Annotated in this window: 1 protein-coding gene; it reads left to right on the forward strand. The window is 56.0% G+C overall.

Features of this window, described 5'->3' with window-relative positions; translation table 11 throughout:
- The first annotated feature begins 34 nt into the window (after positions 1–34).
- Entirely contained in the window at positions 35–24,538 is a 24,504-nt protein-coding gene (locus ACMZ66_RS15680; protein ID WP_416938473.1) for a hypothetical protein, read from the forward strand.

Consider the following 24,538-nt stretch of genomic DNA (forward strand, 5'->3'; position numbering starts at 1 on the left):
AGTATAATGAATTCCCAAGTAGGGAGTACGTGTCTTGGCCTCGCCCGCCAATCAAGATGATGGTGTTGGTATCACCGACACCGATATTGACCAGGTTCTCGATGACCGCGCGGAAGGTGATTTTGCAGCGGCCAATTCTGATTTAGGAAACACTTCATCGGGCGACGGCAATTCTCCATCTGCCGCAAACCAGATCTTCACCAATGTCCAGCACGTCATCGGCAGCGCCTATGACGACATTCTGGTGGGTGATAATGGCAATAACACGCTGATCGGCGGCGACGGCGACGATATCCTGCAATCGGGCGAGGGCGAGGATGTTGTTACCGGTGGCGAAGGGCGCGATACCTTTGTTCTTGAAAGTGGTTTCGAGAAAACCACGATTACCGATTTCAATGTTGAGCAAGATGAACTTGCGCTGACCGACCTTGGTGTGGACAGCGTAAGCGACCTGATGTTGCTGGCATCCGATGATGGTGCAGGCAATGTTGTGGTGACCTTTGCTACGGGCGATGTTCTGGTGTTCCAGGGCGTTACCAAGGCGGAGCTTGCCAATATAAATCTGGTCGATGCACCGCAGATCACCCAGGTTGCTGCGACAACCGATTTGGGTGTGACGGACGGTTCTTCTGATACCTCAGCAGACGGCACAGAAAACGTCATTGACGGTACCGAAGGTGATGACGTTATCACCGGGACGGACGGTGATGATGTGATCGCATCAAATGGTGGTTCTGACACTATTGATGGCGGTGCAGGCGAAGATACTCTTTCGCTTGATGGTGCGGCCGATGGCATGCGTGCCGATCTGGGTCAGGGGCTTGCGACCGATGATTTCGGTGCGAACCGCGTTTCCTTTAGCGGCATTGAAAATGTTCGCGGCACGTCCGGAAATGACGTTCTGCGCGGGGATTCCGGCAATAACACGCTTTCGGGCGGCGACGGCAATGACACCTTTGCTGTCAGTGACGGCTCGGACGTTATTGACGGCGGTTCTGGCGAAAACACCCTTGATTACAGCGAAGCCCAGCAGGGCGTGCATGTTGATCTTGGCGCTGGTGCGGCCGAAGCAATCACCGAAGACGAAACCACCACTGATGGCAGCAGCGGCGAAACGGAATCAGATACCGGTGGTACTGACACCGGTAGCGGCGAAACCGGTTCTACCGACAGCGGTTCAGGCGATAGCGGCGCATCAGGTTCAGGTGAAACTGGCTCCGGTGAAACTGGTTCTGGCGATACTGGTTCGGGCGATACGGGCTCGGGTGACAGCGAAACAACCAACACTTCAGACGGCGGTGAAACGGAAACCGGTTCGACGGATTCCGGTTTATCAGACGGTTCTGGAGCGCAGGAAGACACATCCTCGGGCGAGGCCACTTCTGGCGATTTAGAAAGCGGGGGAGAATCCGGCAGCGATACCGGTACTGGTTCCAGCGATGAAACCGGCTCTGATGGCAGCAGCGAAACGGGTTCAGGAACCGGAACGGATGCCGGTTCAGATAACCCAAGTGATTCCGGTGGTGAATCAGGTCGTGAAACCACCGATTCTTCCGGCTCGGAAGAAACCAATACCGGTTCTGGCGAAACGGCGTCCGGCGATGAAGAAACCACGGGTGATAGTGGTTCTGACAGTGCTTCGGGCTCTGGTGGCGATGACACGCTGGGATCAGGCGAAACCAACACTGGTGAAACCGGCGCGGGTGAAACCGGCTCAGGTGACACTGGATCGGGCGAAACCGGTGCGGAAACGCAAAGTGGTTCAGAAGCAGGTGACACATCTGGCACCGGCGGATCGGACGGCGAAACCACGGCTGGCTCCGACGGTGAGGCCGGTTCGGAAACCGGTGGCGAAACCAATTCCGGCGACACCAGTGGATCGGATGAAACATCTGGTTCCGGCGGTCAAGATGCGCTCGGTTCTGATGGAACGAGCACTGATGAAACCGGTTCCGGCGATGGCTCCACCGATCCGGTAGACGAAACCAGCGGCGGTGAAGCAGCTGGCGATACGTCTGGCGAAGAAGCCGGCGGCGGCGAGACATCTGGTGAAGAGACGTCCGGCGGCGAGACCACTGGTGAAGCCACCGGCGATGACGCGACTGGTGACGAGGCTGCCCCGTCTGATGAGACCGATGGCGGCGCGACCGGTGAAAGCCAGGACGAAAATACGACGTCGGGTGCGCAGGCCGGTGCCGAAGCCGGTGACGAAACCGCAGGTGATTCCGGCGAAGATACCGTTGGTGAAACCGGTGGCGAGGAAACCACTGGTGACGAAACAACAGGTGAAGAGACTTCTGACTCCGAAACGGGCGCCGATGAAACGCAGACGCCTGAAGCAGGCGGTTTGCCTGCTGGCGGTGAAGAAACCAGCGATACCGAAGCATCTGACGATGAAACCGGTGGTGAGAGTTCTGGCGACGAAGCTTCGGGTGAAGAAACATCTGGTGAAACCACCGATGAAACCGATACCGAAACTGAAACCCAAGTCGATGTAACGCTTGGCGACGGCGATGATGGCAGTGTTGTTGATTACGACAACGTCCCGACCGCTGGCGATGATGTTGTGCAGGGCACTGACGGCGATGATGTTCTGGGTGGTGGTGCCGGAAACGACACACTTCAGGGCAATGACGGCGACGACACGCTTGAAGGCAATGTTGGCGATGACCTGCTCCAAGGTGCTGGCGGTAATGACGTTCTGCGCGGCGAAGCTGGCAATGACATCCTGCAGGGCGGTGAAGGCAATGACAGCCTTTATGGCGGCGATGACGATGACATGCTGCAAGGCGGGTCGGGTGATGACCTTCTGATCGGTGGTGACGGCAATGACGTCATGGCCGGTGGATCGGGCAATGACTTCTTCCGCGGTGGTGCTGGCGATGACCACATGCAGGGTGGCAGCGGCATTGATACCGTCAGCTACAGCGAAGCTGACAGTGCCGTAACGGTTAATCTTGCCAACGAAACCGCGACCGGCGGTGCGGGCAACGACGTCGTGCAGATGATGGAAAACGTCATCGGTACCGACTATGACGACCACATTACGGGCGATGACGCCAATAACGTTCTTGAGGGCGGTGCCGGCGTTGATACCCTGACCGGTGGGGCGGGTGATGACACTCTGACCGGTGGTTCGGGCAATGACGATTTCGAACTGACCGAGAATTTCGGCAACGACACCATCACCGACTTTAACGGGTCGGGCGATATTGTCGACCTGTCTCAGCTTGGCGTTCAGGACTTCGAAACTCTTCAGACCATGATGGCCGATGATGGTAACGGCAACACCGTTATCGATTTCGGCGAACAGGGCACGCTGACCCTTGAAGGTGTCAGCAGCGACAGCCTGACGGCAGATGATTTCCGTGGCTTTGGCCGCATCTTTGAAACCGAAGATGACGACGTTCAGGGCGGTACCGGTGGCAGCGACGCCATTTACGGTTATGGCGGTAACGACACCCTTGGCGGTGGCGAAGGCAACGACGTTGTTTCCGGCGGCTATGGCGACGATACGGTTTCGGGTGGTTCGGGCAACGATACGCTTCGTGGTCAGGAAGGTATCGATACGGTCGATTATTCCGGCGCACCTGGCAGTGTTCAGGTTGATCTTGCCGCGGGTACGGCGACTGGTGCGGATGGCGATGACGTCCTTGATCGCATCGAGAACGTTATCGGTTCGAACTATGACGATGAAATTTATGGCGATGGCGGCGTAAACGTCCTTGAGGGCGGTGCAGGCAACGACACCATTGTTGGCCGCGGTGGTAATGACACCCTTGATGGCGGTGCGGGCGATGACCTGTTCATCGGTGAAGATGGCAATGACGTCATCATCGGTGGTGAAGGTAGCGATACGCTTGATCTGAGTGCACGTGATACGGCCCAGGATGTTCGTCTTGGCAGTGGTTTCGCACGTGATACGAAAACAGATGAAGTCGATAGCATCACCGGAATTGAGAATGTCATTACCGGTGCCGGTGACGATGTTGTTGTCGGGAATGCGGATGCCAATACCATTGCGACTGGTGCGGGCAACGACCGTATTCTTGGCGTTACTGGTGGCGATTCAATCGACGGCGGTGAAGGTAGCGATACTGTTTTCCTTGGTGATGAATCGACCAGCATCAATCTGTCTACTGGTGTTGCAGAAACCGAAAATGGTACTGCATCGATTTCCAATGTCGAGAACGTCACTGGTTCGAACAATGATGATCTGATCATCGGCGACGATGGTAACAACGTTCTTTCTGGCCAGGGTGGTGATGACACTCTCGTCGGGGGCGGCGGAAATGACGTCCTCATCGGCGGTGAAGGCAGCGACACTGCGGATTATTCCAACATCGATAGCGGTATGTCAGTTGATCTGACCGCAGGAACAGCAACCGGTGACGGATCCGATACTCTTTCTGGTATCGAGAATGTCATTACGGGTGCAGGCGACGATGTTGTTAAAGGCAATTCAGAAGACAACGTCATCGATGTCGGAGATGGCAATGATACTGTTTATGGCAGTGGCGGGAATGACACCCTAAGCGGTGGCGATGGAAATGATACGCTGAGCTATAGCCCAGGTGTGAACAGCAGCCTTGGATCAGGTGTTACTGTCGATCTGGAAGCAGGCACGGTTACCGGTAGCAGCTTTGTTGATACGATCTCCGGGTTTGAGGAAATTGAAGGCTCGTCTGGCAACGATACAATGCTGGGCAGTAGCGGGAACGATATCCTCCTCGGTGGTGCAGGTGATGATGTTTTTGATGGCCGGGGCGGTGACGATACACTTACCGGTGGCACGGGCTCTGATACCTTCGTAATCACTTCTGACAGTGGCAGCGATCTTGTCACGGACTTTGATCCTGCAAGTGACGTTATCGATATTCAGGGTATCGATGGCCTTGAGCTGTTCTCTGATATCGTAGATTTCATTGGTGAAGATGCGGCTGGAAACGCGACGATTTCCGTCGGCGACGCGGTCATCACTCTTGAAGGGGTTGATCCCAATAGCCTGACATACGCAAACTTTGCAGGTATTCGTTCACTTGATGGCACCGAAGAGCGAGATGTTCTTGTCGGGACCAACCGAAGTGATGTCATTGATGCCAAGGGTGGCAACGACACTGTTTCCGGCGGTGAAGGCAATGACACCATTGATGGTGGCGCAGGCGATGATGTTCTGTTCGGTGATGGCGGGACAGACTCGATCGCTGGTGGCGAAGGCAATGACACGATCAACGGTGGCGCTGGAAGTGATGAGCTTGATGGCGGCGACGGTAACGACACGCTGAGCTATCAGGGCAATGCGACTGGCATTAATGTTGATCTTGAAACAGGTCAGGCGACTTCCGGTTCCGATAGTGACACCATTTCGAATTTCGAGAATGTCACCGGGTCTGACAAATCAGATACCATCTCAGGCGATGCGAACAATAATACTCTTCGCGGTGGTGCAGGTGACGACGTTCTTGACGGTCGTGCAGGTGATGACGCGCTGTTTGGCGAAGCCGGAAACGATACGTTGTCTGGCGGTGTTGGTAACGACACAATCGATGGCGGAGCGGGAATTGATACTGTCACCTATGAAGATGCCTCAGGCGGTGTAAACGTCAATCTTGAGGCTGGTAATGCTTCGGGTGCGGACGGCAACGATACGATCGTTGACGTCGAAAACGTTACCGGGTCAGCATTTGACGATGTCCTGACAGGTTCGCAGGCTGATAACACCATTGATGGTGGTGCCGGTGATGACACCATTAGCTCTGGGGCTGGTGATGATATCGTTACTGGTGGCGCAGGTGCTGATACCTTCGTCATGACTTCATCTACCGAATCAACGGTTATTACCGACTTTGATCCTGCGGAAGACAAGATCGATCTTGCTGATTTCAATGTGCCGAACTTTGAGGCATTGAAGAAACTTATCAGCGAGGATGGTGAAGGCAACGCGGTGATCACCATCAATGACAGCGTCATGACGTTGTCAGGTGTTTCTCCGGATCAGCTAACCGCAGACAATTTCGTTGATATTGAAGATCTTGGCGCAACCGATGGCGATGACGTCATTCAAGGGACAGCGTTCGAAGAAATTATCGACGGTCTTGGTGGTAATGACACCATCAGCGGTGGTGCTGGTGCCGATACGATCTATGGCAATGACGGCGATGACACGATCTCTGGTGGTCTTGGCGAAGACATTATTGATGGTGGCGACGGCGAAGATACTGCCGATTATTCCGCTGGAAACGGCGTTCAGGTAAATCTTGCGGCAGGTACCGGCGGTGTCGGAGCAGAAGACACACTGATCAACATCGAGAATGTCACAGGCTCTGGTCAGAAGGACATCATCGCGGGTGATGATGGTGCCAACACGCTCAGCGGGAATGCCGGCGATGACACCATCTCTGGTGGCGGCGGTGACGATGTTGTGCTTGGCGGGGCTGGCAAGGATCTGCTGTCAGGTGGTGCCGGTGATGACACGGTCTCTGGCGGTGCTGGTCAGGATACAGTTGATTACAGTGCGGCAGATGGTTCTGTTACAGTCGATCTTGGTGCTGGTACGGCGTCGGGTGCTGATGGGAATGATACTCTCGACAGCATCGAAGATGTAACAGGCTCAAATCACAACGATACGCTCATCGGTAATGATGGTGCCAATACGCTTTCAGGTGGTCTCGGTGACGACGTAATTGACGGCGGTGCTGGTGATGACCTTCTTATCGGTGGTGTCGGCAATGACACTATTATCGGCGGCGATGGCAGCGACACTGCCAGCTACAAGGATGGTGGTGCTGTTTCCATTGATCTGTCTGAAGGTACGGCAACCAATGCTGGCGGTACCGATAGCATCATTGGCGTCGAAAATGTAATTGGCTCGAACCAGAACGACATAATCACTGGTGACGATGCGAATAACATTATTCAGGCCGGTGGCGGTGCAGATACCATCACTGGTGGCGCTGGTGATGACACCCTGACTGGTGGCGCTGGTGCTGATGTTTACGTCGTCGGCGCTGACGACGGAACTGACACTGTTACTGACTTCAATACCGAACAAGACAAGATCGACATTACCGGGCTGTCCATCGACACCTATGGTGCGCTGTTTGAAATGATGTCTGAAAACGAGAACGGTGACCTTGTCATCGATTTCGGTGAAGGCACATCAATGGTGCTCCAGGGTGTCGGTATCGACGACATTACTGCTGACAACTTTATTGGTGTTCGCGATATCGTCGGCACATTGGGTGACGACACCATCTATGGCACCGATGGTGAAGATGTCATCTCGGGTCTTGATGGTAACGATACGATCTATGGCCTTGAAGAAGATGACAGCATTCTTGGCGGAGACGGTGACGACACCCTGATTGGCGGGGCTGGAGACGACGACCTTGATGGCGGCGACGGAAATGACACTGCTGATTACAGTGGCGAAGTCGAAGATGTCACCGTCGACCTGAATTCGGGTACGGCTGCGACCGACAAGGGTAATGATACTCTGCGCAACATTGAGAATATCATTGCGGGCGCAGGAGATGATCGACTGACTGGAACGGACGGCGACAACTTGCTCGCTGGCGGCGAAGGTGATGATCTTCTCGAAGGTCTTGATGGCGATGATACGATTGAAGGTGGTGAAGGAAACGATACTGCCAGCTACGCGAACGCATCGGGTGGCGTCAATGTAGACCTGGAGAATCAGACTGCAAGTGGCGCTGCTGGCAATGATTCACTTTCCAGTATCGAGAATATCACAGGTTCTTCGCACGATGACGTACTGTCTGGTGATAGTGGCGATAACACCATCAATGCTGGTGCTGGGAATGACAGCCTGATCGCAAGCGAAGGCAACGACGTTCTGCGTGGCTCCGGCGGCAATGATACCATCGACTACGGCAACGCGGCAGGTGGCATTGAAGCCAATCTGCAGGCCGGAACCGTGACTGGTATGGGCAATGACCAGCTCGAGAATATAGAGAACCTGGTCGGTTCGGATTATGGCGACACGATTACTGGTAGTCAGGGCAACAACATTCTGTCTGGTGAAGACGGTGATGATACCCTGTTTGGCGCTGGCGGTGAGGACACCCTCATTGGTGGTGCCGGCAATGACTTCCTTGATGGTGGTAAAGGCAGAGACGTCATTGATGGTGGCGACGGTGTCGATACCGTTACCTATGAGGGGGCAGAGCGTGGCGTAACCATTAATCTTGCAACCGGTGAAACAGATTCCACCACTGGTGATACCGTCCTGAATGTTGAAAACATCATTGGTTCTGGGTATGGCGATGTCATTACCGGTTCTGATTCTGACAATACGATCCTCAGTGGGGATGGTGACGACACGATCGGTGTAAGTGGCGGCAGCGACGTTATTGATGGTGGTGCCGGTAAAGACGTTCTTGACTATAGTGCAAGTAGCACTGGTGTTGATGTCGATCTTGAAGCAGGCACAGTCGGCAAGGCTGACGGCACTGATCAGATCAGTAATATCGAAGATGTTCTTGGTTCTGACGCAAATGACAGCATTGCTGGGTCCGATGATGGCAACACCCTCCTTGGCGGTGCAGGTGACGACACCATTGATGGCCGTGCCGGTGATGACGTCATTTCCGGTGGTGAGGGATCAGATACCCTTTCCGGTGGCGAAGGCACTGATACGCTTGATTACTCAGCTGCGACCGGTGGTCAGAACATCGACCTTTCCGCAGGAACGGCATTTGGTGCCGATGGCAATGATACGATTTCCGGTTTCGAAAACGTAACTGGCACAGATTTCGCGGATGTCATTACCGGTGACGATGGTGCAAACGTTATTGTAGCTGGTGATGGCAACGACACCCTTAGTGGTGGCGAAGGGGATGACGTTCTCGACGCCGGAGAAGGCGACGACCTGATTGATGGCGGCGCTGGAAACAACACAATCAATGCCGGTTTCGGCAATGACACCATCTCTGTGGGTGACGGAAATAACCTGATTGATGCTGGTCAGGGTGACGACACAATCGAAACTGGTGGCGGTGACAATACGGTACTTGCCGGGAATGGCGCAGACGTCATCCTCACAGGCGATGGTGACGATATTGTTGATGGCGGCGTTGGCAATGACACCATTACTTCGGGTGCTGGCGCAGACACCGTTTCTGGCGGGGTTGGCGACGATACCATTTCATCGGGTGACGGTGACGATGTGGTCGATGGTGGTGCCGGAAATGACTCAATAAACACCGGTGAAGGCAATGATACAGTCCTTGGTGGTGCTGGAAACGACGTTATCGAAACCGGGCTGGGTGATGACGTAGTCGATGGTGGCGATGGTCATGACATCATAAATACCGGTGCTGGTGCCGACACTGTATCTGGCGGCGAAGGCCAGGATACAATTTCGACTGGTGAGGGTGATGACGTCATTGATGGTGGCGCTGGTAACGACACCATCATGGGTGGAGCTGGTCAGGATACGATCTCTGGTGGTGCAGGCAATGACACCATTCTTGCCGATGAAGGCGACGACACACTGCGCGGTGGCGATGGGGTCGATACGCTCGACTACAGCGGATCAACTTCATCTATCGCTGTTGATACCGCGAACAAAACGATTACTGGCGACGCTACTGGCAACGATAGCATCGATGAAATTGAAGTAATCAAAGGTACTGATTTCAACGATACTTTTACGGGCGGTGCGCAGAACGATACCTTCATTGGCGGTGCTGGCGACGATACTTTTGATGCGGGTGCAGGTAATGATGTTCTGACCCTTGGTGACGGTGCTGACCTCGTTGTCTTCAATCCGGGTGATGGTAACGACACGATTACCGACTTTGACCCCTCGAAAGACGTTTTGGATCTCCGCAATTTCGATATTGCAGGGTACGGCGCGCTTGAGGATATGTTTGCTGTCGATGACAACGGCAATACGGTCATCACATTTGAAAGTGGGGAAACACTCACTCTAGTGGGCGTCTCTCCTGACGACCTGAATACCGAGAATTTTGCAGGATTCGACTCAGTCGTTGGTACGAGCGGCGATGATGTAATTGTTGGCGGCGTCAACGATGAAATCATCGATGGCCTTGCTGGCAACGATACGATCTCTGGCGGTGCTGGAGACGACTTGCTGATCGGCGGTGAAGGAGACGATACCCTGGATGGTGGTGTCGGAGATGACACCCTGATTGGTAATGCAGGATCGGATGTCCTGCTGGGTGGCGACGGAACGGATACAGCAGACTATTCTGGTGAAAGCGCTGGTATTGTTGCCGATCTTCAGAATGGTACGGTCACCAGCGGAGATGGCAACGATGTTATCTCAGGCGTTGAGAACCTGATTGGTACTAATCAGGGCGATACGCTGATTGGTGACGCTCAGAACAATACGCTTTCTGGCCTTGATGGCGATGATACTCTCGCCGGTGGTGATGGTGACGATGTACTCGACGGTGGGGAAGGTTCGGACACTGCCGACTACAGTTCTGCCGCACAGGGTATGGATATTGATCTTGGTTCAGGTACGGCATCTGGTCAGGGCAGCGATATCTTTACAAGCATTGAGAACGTTGTCGGTTCTGACTTCAACGATGAAATCGTCGGCGATGACAATGATAACACCATTTCGTCGGGAGCTGGCGGCGATGCAATTCAAGCAGGTGCCGGCAATGACGTTATCAATGCGGGTGACGGCGTTGACGAAGTCAGTGGTGGAGATGGCAACGACATCATCGACGGCGGTGCTGGCGGTGACATTCTTCTTGGCGAAGCCGGTGCGGATACCATCACAGGCGGCGACGGTGATGACATTGTCGATGCTGGCATCGGCAATGACTGGGTCTATGGTGATGCTGGCGACGATCTTCTAGACGGCGGCGAAGATGATGACGGCGAGGACGTTGATACCGTCGATTATTCAAACGTCGATGGCGGTGTGACGGTTGACCTTCTGCGCGAATACGCGACCGGTGCCGCGGGTGATGACATCGTTCGGAACTTCGAACGCGTTATTGGTACGGATTACACCGATACCCTGATCGGTAGCGACGGGATCAATACCCTTGATGGCGGCTCGGGTAACGATACGCTGTCTGGTGGTGCGGGTGATGACGTTCTGATCACGGGCGACGGCGAAGACTTGATTGTTATGGAGCCGGGCGGTGGTCATGACACCGCGACAGACTTTGACGTCGAAAACGACATGATCGATCTGTCGGCCTATGGCATCGAGGATTACGCGACCCTGCGTGATCAGATGTTTGACGATGAAAACGGCAATGCCGTGATCACGGTTGGTGATGACAGCATCACGCTTGAAGGTGTTTCGGTTGATGACCTGTCGCCGAAGAACTTCTTTGGCTATGAAGTCATCTATGGCACCGAGTTTGAAGACAACATCACCGGTAGCCAGATCAGCGATGAAATCCATGCGCTTGAAAGCGATGACATCGTTGATGGCCAGGCCGGCAATGATGACATCTATGGCAATGAAGGTGACGACACCCTGATCGGTGGCGCGGGCGATGATACGCTGCGCGGCGGCGAGGGTAGTGACACCACCGATTATTCCGACACGACCGAAGGCGTGACTGTTGATCTGGGCGCGGGTACCGCGACTGGCGAAGCAGGCAATGACACGCTTGAAAGCATCGAAAACGCCACCGGTGGTGCGGGTGACGATGTTCTGATCGGCGATGAAAACGACAACATTCTTGATGGCGGTGCCGGTAACGACACCATCATCGGCAATGGCGGTGATGACACCCTGATCGGTGGCGACGGCGAAGACGTTCTGTCTTATGCCGATGCCGATGCGGGCGTGAATGCCGACATGGGTGAGGGTACCGCGACCGGTGGTGCGGGCAATGACGTCATTGACGGCTTTGAAACGCTGATCGGTTCGGACCATGATGACGTTCTGGCGGGTAATGATGCCGATAACGTCATTGATGGCGGTGCTGGTGACGACACACTTTCGGGTGGTGCCGGTAATGACACCCTGATCGGTGGCGACGGTGCCGATATCGTTGATTATTCCGACGATACCGACGGTGTTGTTGTTGATCTTGAAGATGGTACCGGTACTGCAACCGATGGCACCGATACCCTTGATGGTATCGAAGGTGCGATTGGCGGTTCGGGTGATGACACCCTGCTGGGCTCCACCGGTGATAATGTCCTTTCGGGCGGTGCAGGCAACGATACGCTTTCGGGCGGTGCGGGTAACGATACCCTTGCCGGTGGCGAAGGTGCCGATCTTGTTGATGGTGGCGCTGGTGATGACGTTCTGTCATTCGAAGGTGACAGCGTTGCTGCTGATGGCGAGACGACCGATCATGTCGGCAGCCCGACCACCGATGGTACCGGCGCGGTTGCCGATATTTCCGGCAAAAATATCTCTGATGACAGCTTCGTTGGCGGCGAAGGCAATGACACGCTGGTTGCCGGTTCCGGCGATGATGCGATCATCCTTGATCGTGATCATGAAAACGGTTCGGCCAATCCGGCGATTGTCGATATCGAAAATATCGATGCCGGTGATGGCAATGACGTTGTCGATCTGACCAGCAATGTCCATTCCTATGGCGATGTCACGATTGACGGTGGTGCGGGAGACGACACCATCTGGTCAAACGATGGCGATGACGTCCTTCTGGGTGGCGACGGTTCGGACAACATCCATGGTGGTGCAGGGGCCGACGTCATTGATGGCGGTGCTGATGATGACATCATCGATGGCGGCGAAGGTTCGGATACCATCGACGGTGGTACCGGCAATGACACCATTGCTGCTGGTGCCGGTGACGACATCCTGATTGGTGGTGACGGCGACGATACGCTTGATATGTCTGGTGCCGATGGCGCGACCATTGATCTCGGCGCAGGCACAGCAAGCAGCGATGCAACCGGAACCGACAGCATCGACGGATTTGAAAATGTTATCGCAACGGCGGGTAATGACATCATTGCCGGATCGGATGGCGACAATACGATTGATGCCGGTGCTGGCAATGACACCGTAAGCCTTGATGCAGGCAATGACGTGATTGATGGCGGCGAGGGGATTGATACCCTTGATCTGTCTGGCACGACCGGTGGCGTGACCGTCGATCTGGCCGCAGGTACCGCAAGCGGTGCCAATACCGGTGACGATGCGATTGCCAACTTTGAAAATGTCACCGGCTCGGACGATGCTGATACCATCACCGGTTCTGATGACGCCAACGTCATTGACGGTGGTGCAGGCGACGACGTGATCGATGGCGGTGCCGGTGATGACGTTCTGTCGGGCGGCGAAGGCGATGACACCATCGCAGCAGGTGATGGCAATGACACGCTTTCGGGCGGTGCCGGTGCGGATACCTTTGTGTTCGAAGACGGCACCGATGCCGATCTGGTCAGCGACTTTGACTTGGGTTCTGATGTGATTTCGTTGCCGGATCTGGGCATTTCTGCCTGGACGGATCTGCAGCCGCTTCTGGCTGATGGTCCGGACGGAGCAGTGATCACGCTGCCGTCTGGTGGCACCGTCACCCTTTCGGGTGTTGCGGTTGATGACCTGACCCCGGATCACTTCAAGGATATCGCCAATATTGGTACGCCGGGTGAAGACACCCTTGGTGGTGGCGATGGTGATGACAATATCGACGGCGACGATGGTGATGACACCGTTGACGGTGGTGGCGGTGACGACACGCTTCAGGGCGGTGGTGGCGACGATACCGTTGGTGGTGGTTCCGGCGATGACACGGTCGCAGGTGGTGGCGGTAACGACACCCTGACCGGTGGCGAAGGTTCCGATACGCTTGATGGCGGCGATGGCAATGACGTGCTTCAGTTCGAAGCCGACCGTATTGGTCAGGCTGGCGATGAAACCGATCATGCCGGTAGCCCGGGGGTCGATGGCACCGGTGATGTCGCCGATCTTGAAGGTCTTGGCATCAGCGATGATCAGTTCGATGGTGGCGCGGGCATCGATACCCTTCTGGGCACATCGGGCAGCGATGCGATCATTCTTGATGACGACCATGAAGATGGCACGAATGCCCCGTCGATCAGCAATGTTGAAGTCATCGATACCGGTGCGGGCGACGACGTTGTCGATCTGACCAGTGCGACTGATGGTTATGGCGATGTGACGGTTAATGCCGGAACGGGCAATGACACGGTCTGGACCAGTGCCGGTAATGACGAGATTAATGCCGGTGACGGCGATGATGCGATCCACGATGGCGCAGGCGATGACGTTGTTAATGCCGGTGCAGGCAATGACGTGATCGAAGGCAGCCTTGGCAACGACGCGATTGATGGTGGTGAAGGTACTGATACCCTCGATCTGTCTGATGCTGATGGCGTAACGGTCGATCTTGAAGCAGGTACCGCACAGTCTGACGCGTTTGGCGCAGACAGCGTTTCGAACATCGAAAACGTAACCGGTTCTGCGGGTGATGACATCATCACGGGCTCAAGCGATGCCAACGTCATTGATGGTGGTGCTGGTAACGACACCCTTGACGGTGGCGCGGGCAGCGACACGGTAACTGCTGGTGCCGGTGACGATACGGTTCTGGCCGGTGCGGGCGATGATACGCTTGCCGGTGATGAAGGTATCGATACCCTTGATATGACCGGTGCCGATGGCGCGGTTGTTGATCTTGCGGCGGGTACCGCATCCTCGGATGCGACGGGCAATGACGCGATCTCCGGTTTTGAAAATGTTACGGGCAGCGATGGTGCAGACACCATCACTGGTAGCGACGGCGCGAACGTCATCGCATCGGGTACCGGCGACGACATCGTTGATGGCGGTGCAGGCGATGATGTGATCGACGGCGGTGCTGGCAATGACAGCCTGCTGGGTGGCGAAGGTAACGACACTATTGATGGTGGCGCGGGTGATGATCGCATTGATGCCGGTCTTGGTGACGATACCGTCACGGGCGGCAGTGGTGCGGATGTCTTTAGCTTTGATGATGGCACCGATGATGATCTGGTCACTGACTTCACGGTTGGTGAAGATCAGATTGCCCTGCCTGATAGCGGCATCACCAGCTGGACCGAACTTCAGGATATGCTTTCCGAAGGCCCGGATGGTGCAGTGATCACATTGCCGTCCGGTGGCACGGTGACCCTTGCCGGTGTTGCGGTCGAAGACCTTGGTCCGGGCGATTTCGAAGGCATTGATAACGTTCCGACCGAAGGCGATGACAGCCTTGGTGGCAGCGGTGGCGATGATACCGTCGACGGTGGTGGCGGTGACGACACCATGTCTGGCGGCGGCGGCAACGATACGCTTGGTGGCGGCGAAGGTGATGACACCATTGATGGCGGTGACGGCAACGACACCCTGTCTGGTGGCGGCGGTACCGATACGCTTGACGGTGGCGATGGCGATGACGTGCTTGAATTTGGTGCCGATGGTACCGGTCAGGCAGGCGATAGCACCGATCATGTCGGAAGCCCGGGCGTCGATGGCACCGGCGATGTTGCCGACCTCGAAGGTCTTGGCACCAGCAACGATGTTTATGATGGCGGTGCAGGCACCGATACCCTGGTAGGTACCAGTGGTGGCGATGCGATCATCCTTGATAGCGATCATGAAAATGGCGCAGCCAACCCGTCGATCGTTGATGTTGAAGTCATCAATACCGGTGAAGGCGACGACGTTGTCGATCTGACCAGCCAGGTTCATTCCTATGGCGATGTATCGGTTGATGCCGGTGCAGGTGACGACACGGTTTGGACCAACGCAGGCAATGACAGCATCAGCGGCGGTGATGGCAACGACCACATCAATGCCGGTGCAGGCAATGACATCGTCGATGCGGGTGCGGGTAATGACACGGTTGTTGGCGATGCGGGCAACGACACCCTGATGGGTGGCGAAGGTACCGATACGCTTGATCTGTCCGATGTTGATGCGGATATCGCAGTCAATCTGCAGGATGGCACAGCCAACAGCAGCGAAACCGGCGATGACATCATTTCCGGCTTTGAAAATCTGGTAACCGGCGCAGGTGACGATACCGTCACTGGCAGCACCGCGAACGACACCATTTCGACCGGCGAGGGTGCCGACACCATTGATGGTGGCGATGGCATTGATCTGATCGATGGTGGTGCGGGCAATGACGTCATTGCCGATGGCGCAGGCAGCGACATGGTTCTGGCCGGTGCAGGTGACGATTTGGTAGTTGCCGGTTCTGGCAATGACAGCATGGATGGCGGTGAGGGTACCGACACCCTTGATATGTCCAACGCCTCAAGCGATGCGGTTGTTGATCTGAGCGCGGGCACGGCGACCTCGTCCGAAACCGGCAATGACCAGATTTCGAACTTTGAAAATGTCACCACCGGTGCCGGTGATGATCAGATCACGGGTTCGTCTGCCAATAACAACATCAATGCGGGTGCCGGGAACGACACCATTGATGGTGGTGCGGGTGATGACACGGTTGCCGGTGGCGCGGGTGCGGATACCTTCATCTTTGCCGATAGCACCGATGACGATGTCGTCAGCGACTTCACCGTTGGCGAAGACAAAATCTCGATCGATGACCTTGGCCTTGAAAGCTGGAGCGACCTTCTGCCGTTGCTTAGCGAAAACGGCAATGGCGATGCGGTTCTGAGCTTGCCTGCGGGCGGCACGGTGACCCTGATCGGTGTTGGTTTGAGCGATCTGAGTGCCGATGACTTCACCAACATCACTGATGGCGCAACGCCGTTTGATGATAACCTTGAAGGCACTGACGAAGATGACGTCATTGATGCCCTGGCCGGTGATGACACCGTTGCCGGTGGCGCAGGTGATGACACGCTTCTGGGTAATGACGGTTCGGACACCATCGATGGTGGTACGGGCAATGACAGCCTTGATGGCGGTTCAGGCAACGACACCCTGACCGGTAGCGACGGCGATGACGTTATCGAAGGCGGTAACGACAATGACGTTCTGTCGGGTGGTGCGGGTGCCGATACCCTTGATGGCGGTGCTGGCGATGACGTCCTGAACTTCGAAGCTGATGGTACGGCCGCAACCGGTGACACCACCGAACATACCGGTAGCCCGGACGTAGACGGTACCGGCGATCTTGCAGGCATCAGCGGCAAGAACATCTCTGATGACAGCTTTGTCGGTGGTGAGGGTAACGATACCCTGAATATGACCGATGGTTCGGACGCGCTGATCCTTGATGGTTCGAAACTGGGCGATAGCGGCAACACGACGCCGACCATTGAAACGCGCACTTTGGGCATGACAGATTCGGCAAGCTCGGCCGATGTCGAAGCGGCATGGTCGGATGCAGACCTTTATGCCTTTGATTTCGGAACGTCGTTCGTTGATGAAAACGGCAAGCTGAACCTTGCGGCTGCTGATGACACCGTGACCTATAACGGCAACGGCATCGGCAATGATGGCGGCAGCCCGGCGGGCAGCCAGATCAATCATGATGGCACGACCGGTGAAAGCGAAGCCATCGTTGTTGACCTTGGTGCGGATGCAACCACGGCAACGGTTCAGGTTTCCAACCTGATGACGGGCGAAGCAAGCGGTGAAGTCGGTTCCTGGCAGGCTTTTGATGCCGACGGCAATCTGGTGGGATCGGGCACGCTTGACGCAAGCACGATCAATTACACCAGTGGTGGCGTTGGCACCTCGACCATTGCCGTAACCGATGGATCGGGTAACCCGGTTGAATTCCGCTATATCGCGTTTGAAAGCGAACCATATGCCGACGGCACGTCTGGTTCCGACAGCAGCGACTTCTTCGTGCGTTCAATCAGCTTCGACACGGTTGTCGAAGAAGCATCTGACAATGCGCGCATCGAAGGTGTTGAAGTCATCAATGCTGGCGACGGCAATGACGTTGTCGATCTGACCAGTGACACGATTGCTTATGGCGATGTGACCATCAATGGTGGTTCGGGTGCCGATACCCTTTGGGGTAACGAAGGCGACGACACCATCCGTGGCGAGCTTGGCGATGACAACATCCATGGCGGTGCGGGTGATGACTATCTTGATGGCGGTTACGGCGACGATGTGATCGATGGTGGTGTTGGCAACGACACCATGCTGGGCGGTACCGGCGAAGATCTGCTTCGTGGTGGTGCCGGTGATGACACCATTGTTGGTGGTGCTGACCAGGATACCGTGATCTATGACGACGCGACCGAAGGTGTCGCTGTCGATCTGGCGAACTACACCGCGACCGGCGGTGCAGGTAACGATGCGATCTATCAGGTCGAAAACGTTACCGGTTCTGATCACGACGACACGATCACGGGCGATGCCAAAGCCAACACCCTTGATGGTGGCGCAGGCGACGATACCCTTGTCGGCGGTGCAGGCAACGACACCCTGCGCGGTGGCGATGGCAATGATACGGCCGATTACAGTGCCGCAACCTCGCCGGTAACTGCGGACCTGTCGACCGGTACGGCACAGGTTGGCGCAAGTGAAACCGATACGCTTTCAAGCATCGAAAACCTGATCGGTTCGGCAGGCAATGACAAACTGACCGGTTCGGATGCCGACAACACCCTGATGGGTGGCCTTGGCAACGACACACTGATCGGCAATGGCGGCAATGATGTCCTTGAAGGTGGTGCAGGCGACGACGTCCTTGATGGCGGCGAAGGCGATGACACCATCAATGGCGGCGATGGCAGCGATGTGATCAATGCCGGTGCTGGCAATGACACGGTCGATGGTGGCGCGGGTGATGACACCATTCTGGCGGGTGCCGGCAACGACACCCTTGCTGGTGGCGATGGCACCGATACACTTGATCTGTCCGAAGCAACCAGTGGTGCGACTGTTGATCTGTCTGCTGGCACGGCAAGCAGTGCCGAGACTGGCGATGACGTTATTTCCGGGTTCGAGAATGTCACTGGTGGTGTCGGTTCTGACACGATCACCGGTTCTGACGGCGACAACGTGATTTCTGGCGGTGCCGGTGATGACGTGCTTGATGGCGGTGCGGGCAACGACACCGTATCGGGTGGTGAAGGCAATGATACGATCATGGCCGGTGCCGGTGACGACACCCTGTCGGGTGGTGCAGGTACCGATACGCTTGATCTGTCGGAAGCGACATCTGGCGTGACGGTTGATCTGTCGGCGGGTACTGCAAGCAGTGCCGAGACCGGTACGGACGTGATTTCCGGCTTTGAAAACCTGACCACGGGTGATGGCGATGACATCATCACCGGATCGTCGGGCGACAACATCATTGATGCCGGTGCGGGCAATGACACGATTGCTGCAGGTGAGGGTGATGACACCATCACCGGCGGTGCTGGTTCTGACAAACTGATCTTTGAAGACGGAACCGACGATGACGTCGTCACCGACTTCAATGTTGATGAAGACGTTATTTCGCTTCCGGATCTGGGCATTACGGCCTGGACCGATCTGAAGGCGCTGATGTCGGAAGACGGCAATGGCAATACCGTGATCAACCTGCCGGCTGGCGGCACGATCATGCTGGTTGGTGTTGCCCTTGATCAGCTTGGCCCGGATCAGTTCGAAGGCGTCGAAAACATCGCGACCGAAGGTGACGATACCCTTGGCGGCGGCGATGGCGATGACAGCATCAATGGCGGTGGCGGCAACGACACCATCACGGGCGGCGCCGGTGGCGATACGCTGGTTGGTGGCGCAGGTGATGACAGCCTTGATGGTGGTGAGGGCAACGATACCCTTACCGGCGGTGAAGGCAGCGACACGCTTGATGGTGGTGCTGGTGATGACGTTCTGGAATTCGGTGCGGATCGCACCGGAACCGACGCCGATGATACCGACCATATCGGCAGCCCGGGTGTTGGTGGCACCGGTGATGTTGCAAGCCTAGATGGCCTTGGCATCAGTGATGACCAATATGCCGGTGGCGACGGCGTTGATACGCTGGTTGGTTCTGATGGCGGTGATGCGATCATCCTTGATGGCGACCACGAAAATGGTGCAACCGATCCGTCGATCTCTGACATCGAAGTAATCAATGCCGGTGGTGGCGATGACGTGGTCGATCTGACCAGTCAGACCCATGCCTATGGCGATGTCACCGTCGATGGCGGTGACGGCAATGATACGCTTTGGACCAATGCTGGCAATGACACGGTTCTGGGTGGTGCTGGCAACGACAATATCCATGATGGCGCAGGCAATGACATTGTCGATGGCGGTACCGGTGATGACACCATCATCGCAAGTGCCGGTGACGACAGCATCGATGGCGGCGAAGGTTCCGACACCTTTGATGCATCCAGAACTTCTGGTGCGACCATTGATCTTGGTGCAGGCACGGCTTCCTCTGCCGAAAGCGGTACCGACAGCCTTGCCAATATCGAAAACGTAATTGGTTCTGCTGGTGCAGACACCATCACGGGCAGCGATGCAGCCAACACGATTACGGCCGGCGACGGTGCAGACATCATCAATGATGGTGCAGGCAACGACGTTGTCGATGCCGGTGCCGGTAATGACAGCCTGATCGCAGCAGCCGGTGATGACACCATCGATGGTGGCGAGGGTGAAGACACCCTTGATATGAGCGGCGCAAACGGTGCGACGGTTGATCTGGGTGCGGGCACCGCGACCTCGGCTGAGACCGGATCGGATGCCATCAGCAGCATTGAAAACGTGATCGGTTCGGACGGCAATGATCTCCTGACCGGATCGGATGGCGATAACACCATTCTGGGTGGCGATGGCGATGACACCATCGAAGGTGGTGCAGGCGGCGATTACATGGACGGTGGCGAAGGCCGCGACACCATCAGCTACGAAGGTTCCGACGAAGGCGTCGAAATCTATCTTGGTGAAACCGATGCCCATGCCCAGACCCCGGGCGAGGGTGGCCGCGCCTATTACGGCGATGCGGTTGGCGATATCCTTGCGAACTTCGAAAAAGTCATCGCATCGGCCCATGACGACTATGTCTATGGCAACAGCCAGAACAACGAAGTCGATCTTGGCGATGGCAATGACACCTTCGATAACGTCGAAGCCGATGTCAGCGAAGACACCATTGATGGCGGTCTTGGCAATGACACGATCTGGACCGGTGACGGTTCCGATACACTGAGCGGTGGCGAAGGCAACGATTACCTGAATGGTGAAAAAGGCGACGACGTCCTTGATGGTGGTGCCGGTACGGACCGTCTGGTCGGTGGTGAAGGCAATGACACCCTTGATGGCGGCGAAGGCGACGACACCATGTCGGGTGGTTCGGGTGCCGACCTTATTCAGGTCAGCAGCCTGATCGGTGACAAGGTCGTTACCGACTTCAACACCAGCGAAGACAAGATCTCGCTTGATGCGCTTGATGTCAGCACCTGGTCCGACCTTGCCCCGCTTCTGTCAGAAGTGAATGGCAACACGGTCATTGATCTTGGCGCAGAGGGCTCGGTCACGCTTCTGGGTGTTCGCCTCAATGATGTGTCTTCTGACATGTTTGTCGGCATCGAAAATGACGGTGGCGCGACCCCGTTCGATGACGTCCTGATCGGCACCAGCGAAGATGACTATATCGATGCACTGGCCGGTAACGACGTGGTCGATGGCGGTGCGGGTAATGACACCATCAACGGCATGGAAGGTGACGATAACCTTTCGGGCGGTGACGGCGATGACACCATGACCGGTGGCAGCGGCAATGACGTTGTTTCGGGTGGTGATGGCAACGATACCCTTGATGGTAACGAAGGCCACGACGTGATTTCCGGCGGTGCTGGCGATGACACCCTTGTTGGTGGCAGCGGCAACGACGTCATGGATGGCGGCGGCGGCGATGATTACATCGACGGCATGGAAGGTGACGACACCATCACCGGTGGTGATGAAACCGACACCATCTATGGATCGGCCGGTAACGATACGCTTGATGGCGAAGGCGGCGACGACGTCATTTATGGTGGCGACGACAATGACAGCATCGCAGGTGGTGCTGGCAATGACATGCTTTCGGGTGATGCGGGCAATGACACCCTTGATGGCGGTATTGGCAACGATACGCTCAATGGCGGTGACGGCGACGATACCCTGATCGGTGGCGACGGCGATGATGTTCTGTCGGGCGGTAACGGCAATGACCTGCTTGATGGTGGTGCCGGTAACGACACCCTGACCGGAACCGATGGTACCGATACGCTTCTGGGTGGTTCGGGTAATGATACGCTCGATGGCGGTGCAGGTGATGACACCTATACCGGTGGTGCCGGTGCCGATCAGATTCTTGTTTCGAACAATGTCGGCGACAAGGTCGTTACCGACTTCAACGTCAATGAAGACCAAATCAATCTGGCATCGCTTGATGTGGATGACTGGACCGAGCTTCAGGGTCTGATGAGCCAGTCGGGCAACGACACCGTGATCAACCTGAATGGTCAGGGAACCTTGACCCTTGTCGGTGTTTCGATGGGTGCGCTGACCGCGGACATGTTTGTTGGCGTCGAAGCGGCAAGTGGCCCGACCCCGTATGATGATCTGCTCTATGGCACAAGCAACAACGACACCATCGCGGCCCTTTCGGGTGATGACACTGTCTTTGGCCTGAACGGTCAGGACACGCTGAGCGGCATGGAAGGCAATGACAGCCTTTATGGTGGTGATGGCGATGATACGCTTTCGGGTGACGAAGGCGACGATGTCATCGAAGGTGGCAGCGGTCAGGACAAGATCACGGGTGGTACCGGCAACGATACCCTTGATGGCGGTTCGGGTGATGACAGCATCTCGGCTGGTGATGGCAACGATACGCTGATTGGTGGTCAGGGTCAGGACAAGCTGTATGGCGAAGCCGGCAATGACAATCTGCAGGGCGGTACCGGTGACGACACGCTTTGGGGGGGTGCGGGTGACGACGTCCTTGAGGGCGGCGAAAACAACGACAAGCTCTATGGCGGTGACGACAACGACACGCTAAGCGGCGGCAATGGCGACGACAAGCTGTATGGCGATGCCGGGAATGACACCCTTGAAGGTGGTCTGGGCAATGACACGCTTGTTGGTGGTGCGGGCCGTGACACGGCAAGCTATGCCAACGCGACCTCGGCCGTGGGCGTCAGCCTTGAAAGCGGATCGGCAGTTGGCGGTGCAGGTTATGACGTTCTGTCCTCGATCGAAGATCTGATCGGTTCGAACTTCAACGATTACCTGTTCGGTGATGATGGCTCGAACCTGCTGTCGGGGCTTGATGGCAATGACGTACTGGGCGGTGACGACGGGGATGACACCATCTGGGGTGGTGATGGCAATGACACCATCAACGGTGGTGCTGGTTCTGACATCATTGATGCCGGTGCTGGCGACGACATTATCGAATACCAGAAAGACGCGACCTGGAGCGGAAGCTACGCTGCGAAAAACGTTGGTGATCCGGGTATGGATGGCACCAACGAACAGATCACGCTGTCGAACTACACCCGTTCCGAAGACATCTTTGATGGTGGCGAGGGTACCGACACCCTGTCCATGACCAGCGGTAACGACGCCCTGTTCCTTGATGACACCATCACCGAGCCGAATGTCAGCCCGCGCATTTCCAACATCGAAGTTATCGATGCAGGCAATGGTAATGACATCATCGACCTGACCAGCGATACGCTGAGCTACGGCGATGTCACGATCCTTGGTGGCACCGGTGATGACATCATCTGGAGCAATGCCGGTGATGACGTGATTGATGGTGGCGAAGGCAACGACACCCTGTGGGGCGGTTCGGGTGCTGATACCATCTCGGGCGGTGCAGGTGTTGACGTTCTCAATGGCGGTGCCGGTGATGACGTTCTGCAATACAATGCAGACGACACCTGGGGTAACAGCTGGTACGCGCTGAACGATGGTTCGCCGGGTGAAGACGGTCATAGCCACGACAATGGCTGGGGCCATGAGAATCACAATGGCAACGGCTGGGGCCATGACAATGGCAGCGGCGACGAAGGTACAGGTGAATACGTCAATCTTGGCGGGTATAACCAGTCCAACGACGTCTTTATCGGTGGCGATGGTGTCGATACCCTGCAGATGACCAGCGGCGATGACGCCCTGTTCCTGCGTGACAGTGTCAGCGAAGGCGACGCCAATGTCCGCATCAGCGGTATCGAGGTTATCGAAGCTGGTGCTGGCAATGACATCATCGACCTGACGAGCGAGATCGAAAGCTATGGCAATGTCACCATCGACGGTGGCACCGGTAACGATACGCTTTGGTCAAATGCCGGTGATGACGTGCTGCTGGGTGGTGAAGGCAATGACCATCTTTATGGCAGTGCCGGTGACGATACGCTGACCGGTGGGACCGGCTGGGATACCTTCCAGATTGGCAAAACCGATGGCCATGACATCATCACCGACTTCACGCCGGGCGAAGACATCATTGATCTGTCTGAATGGAACTACAACAACTTCAACCAGATCCGCGATGACATGCATGTCGACACCGACGGCAATGTTGTGATCGAGCTTGGCAATGATGCATCTGTCACCCTGATGGGGGTAAATGACCCGGATGATCTTGATGCCGATGATTTCGGATTTGGCAGCTAA

The sequence above is a fragment of the Thalassospira sp. genome, from assembly GCF_048059015.1.
GTDB lineage: Bacteria > Pseudomonadota > Alphaproteobacteria > Rhodospirillales > Thalassospiraceae > Thalassospira.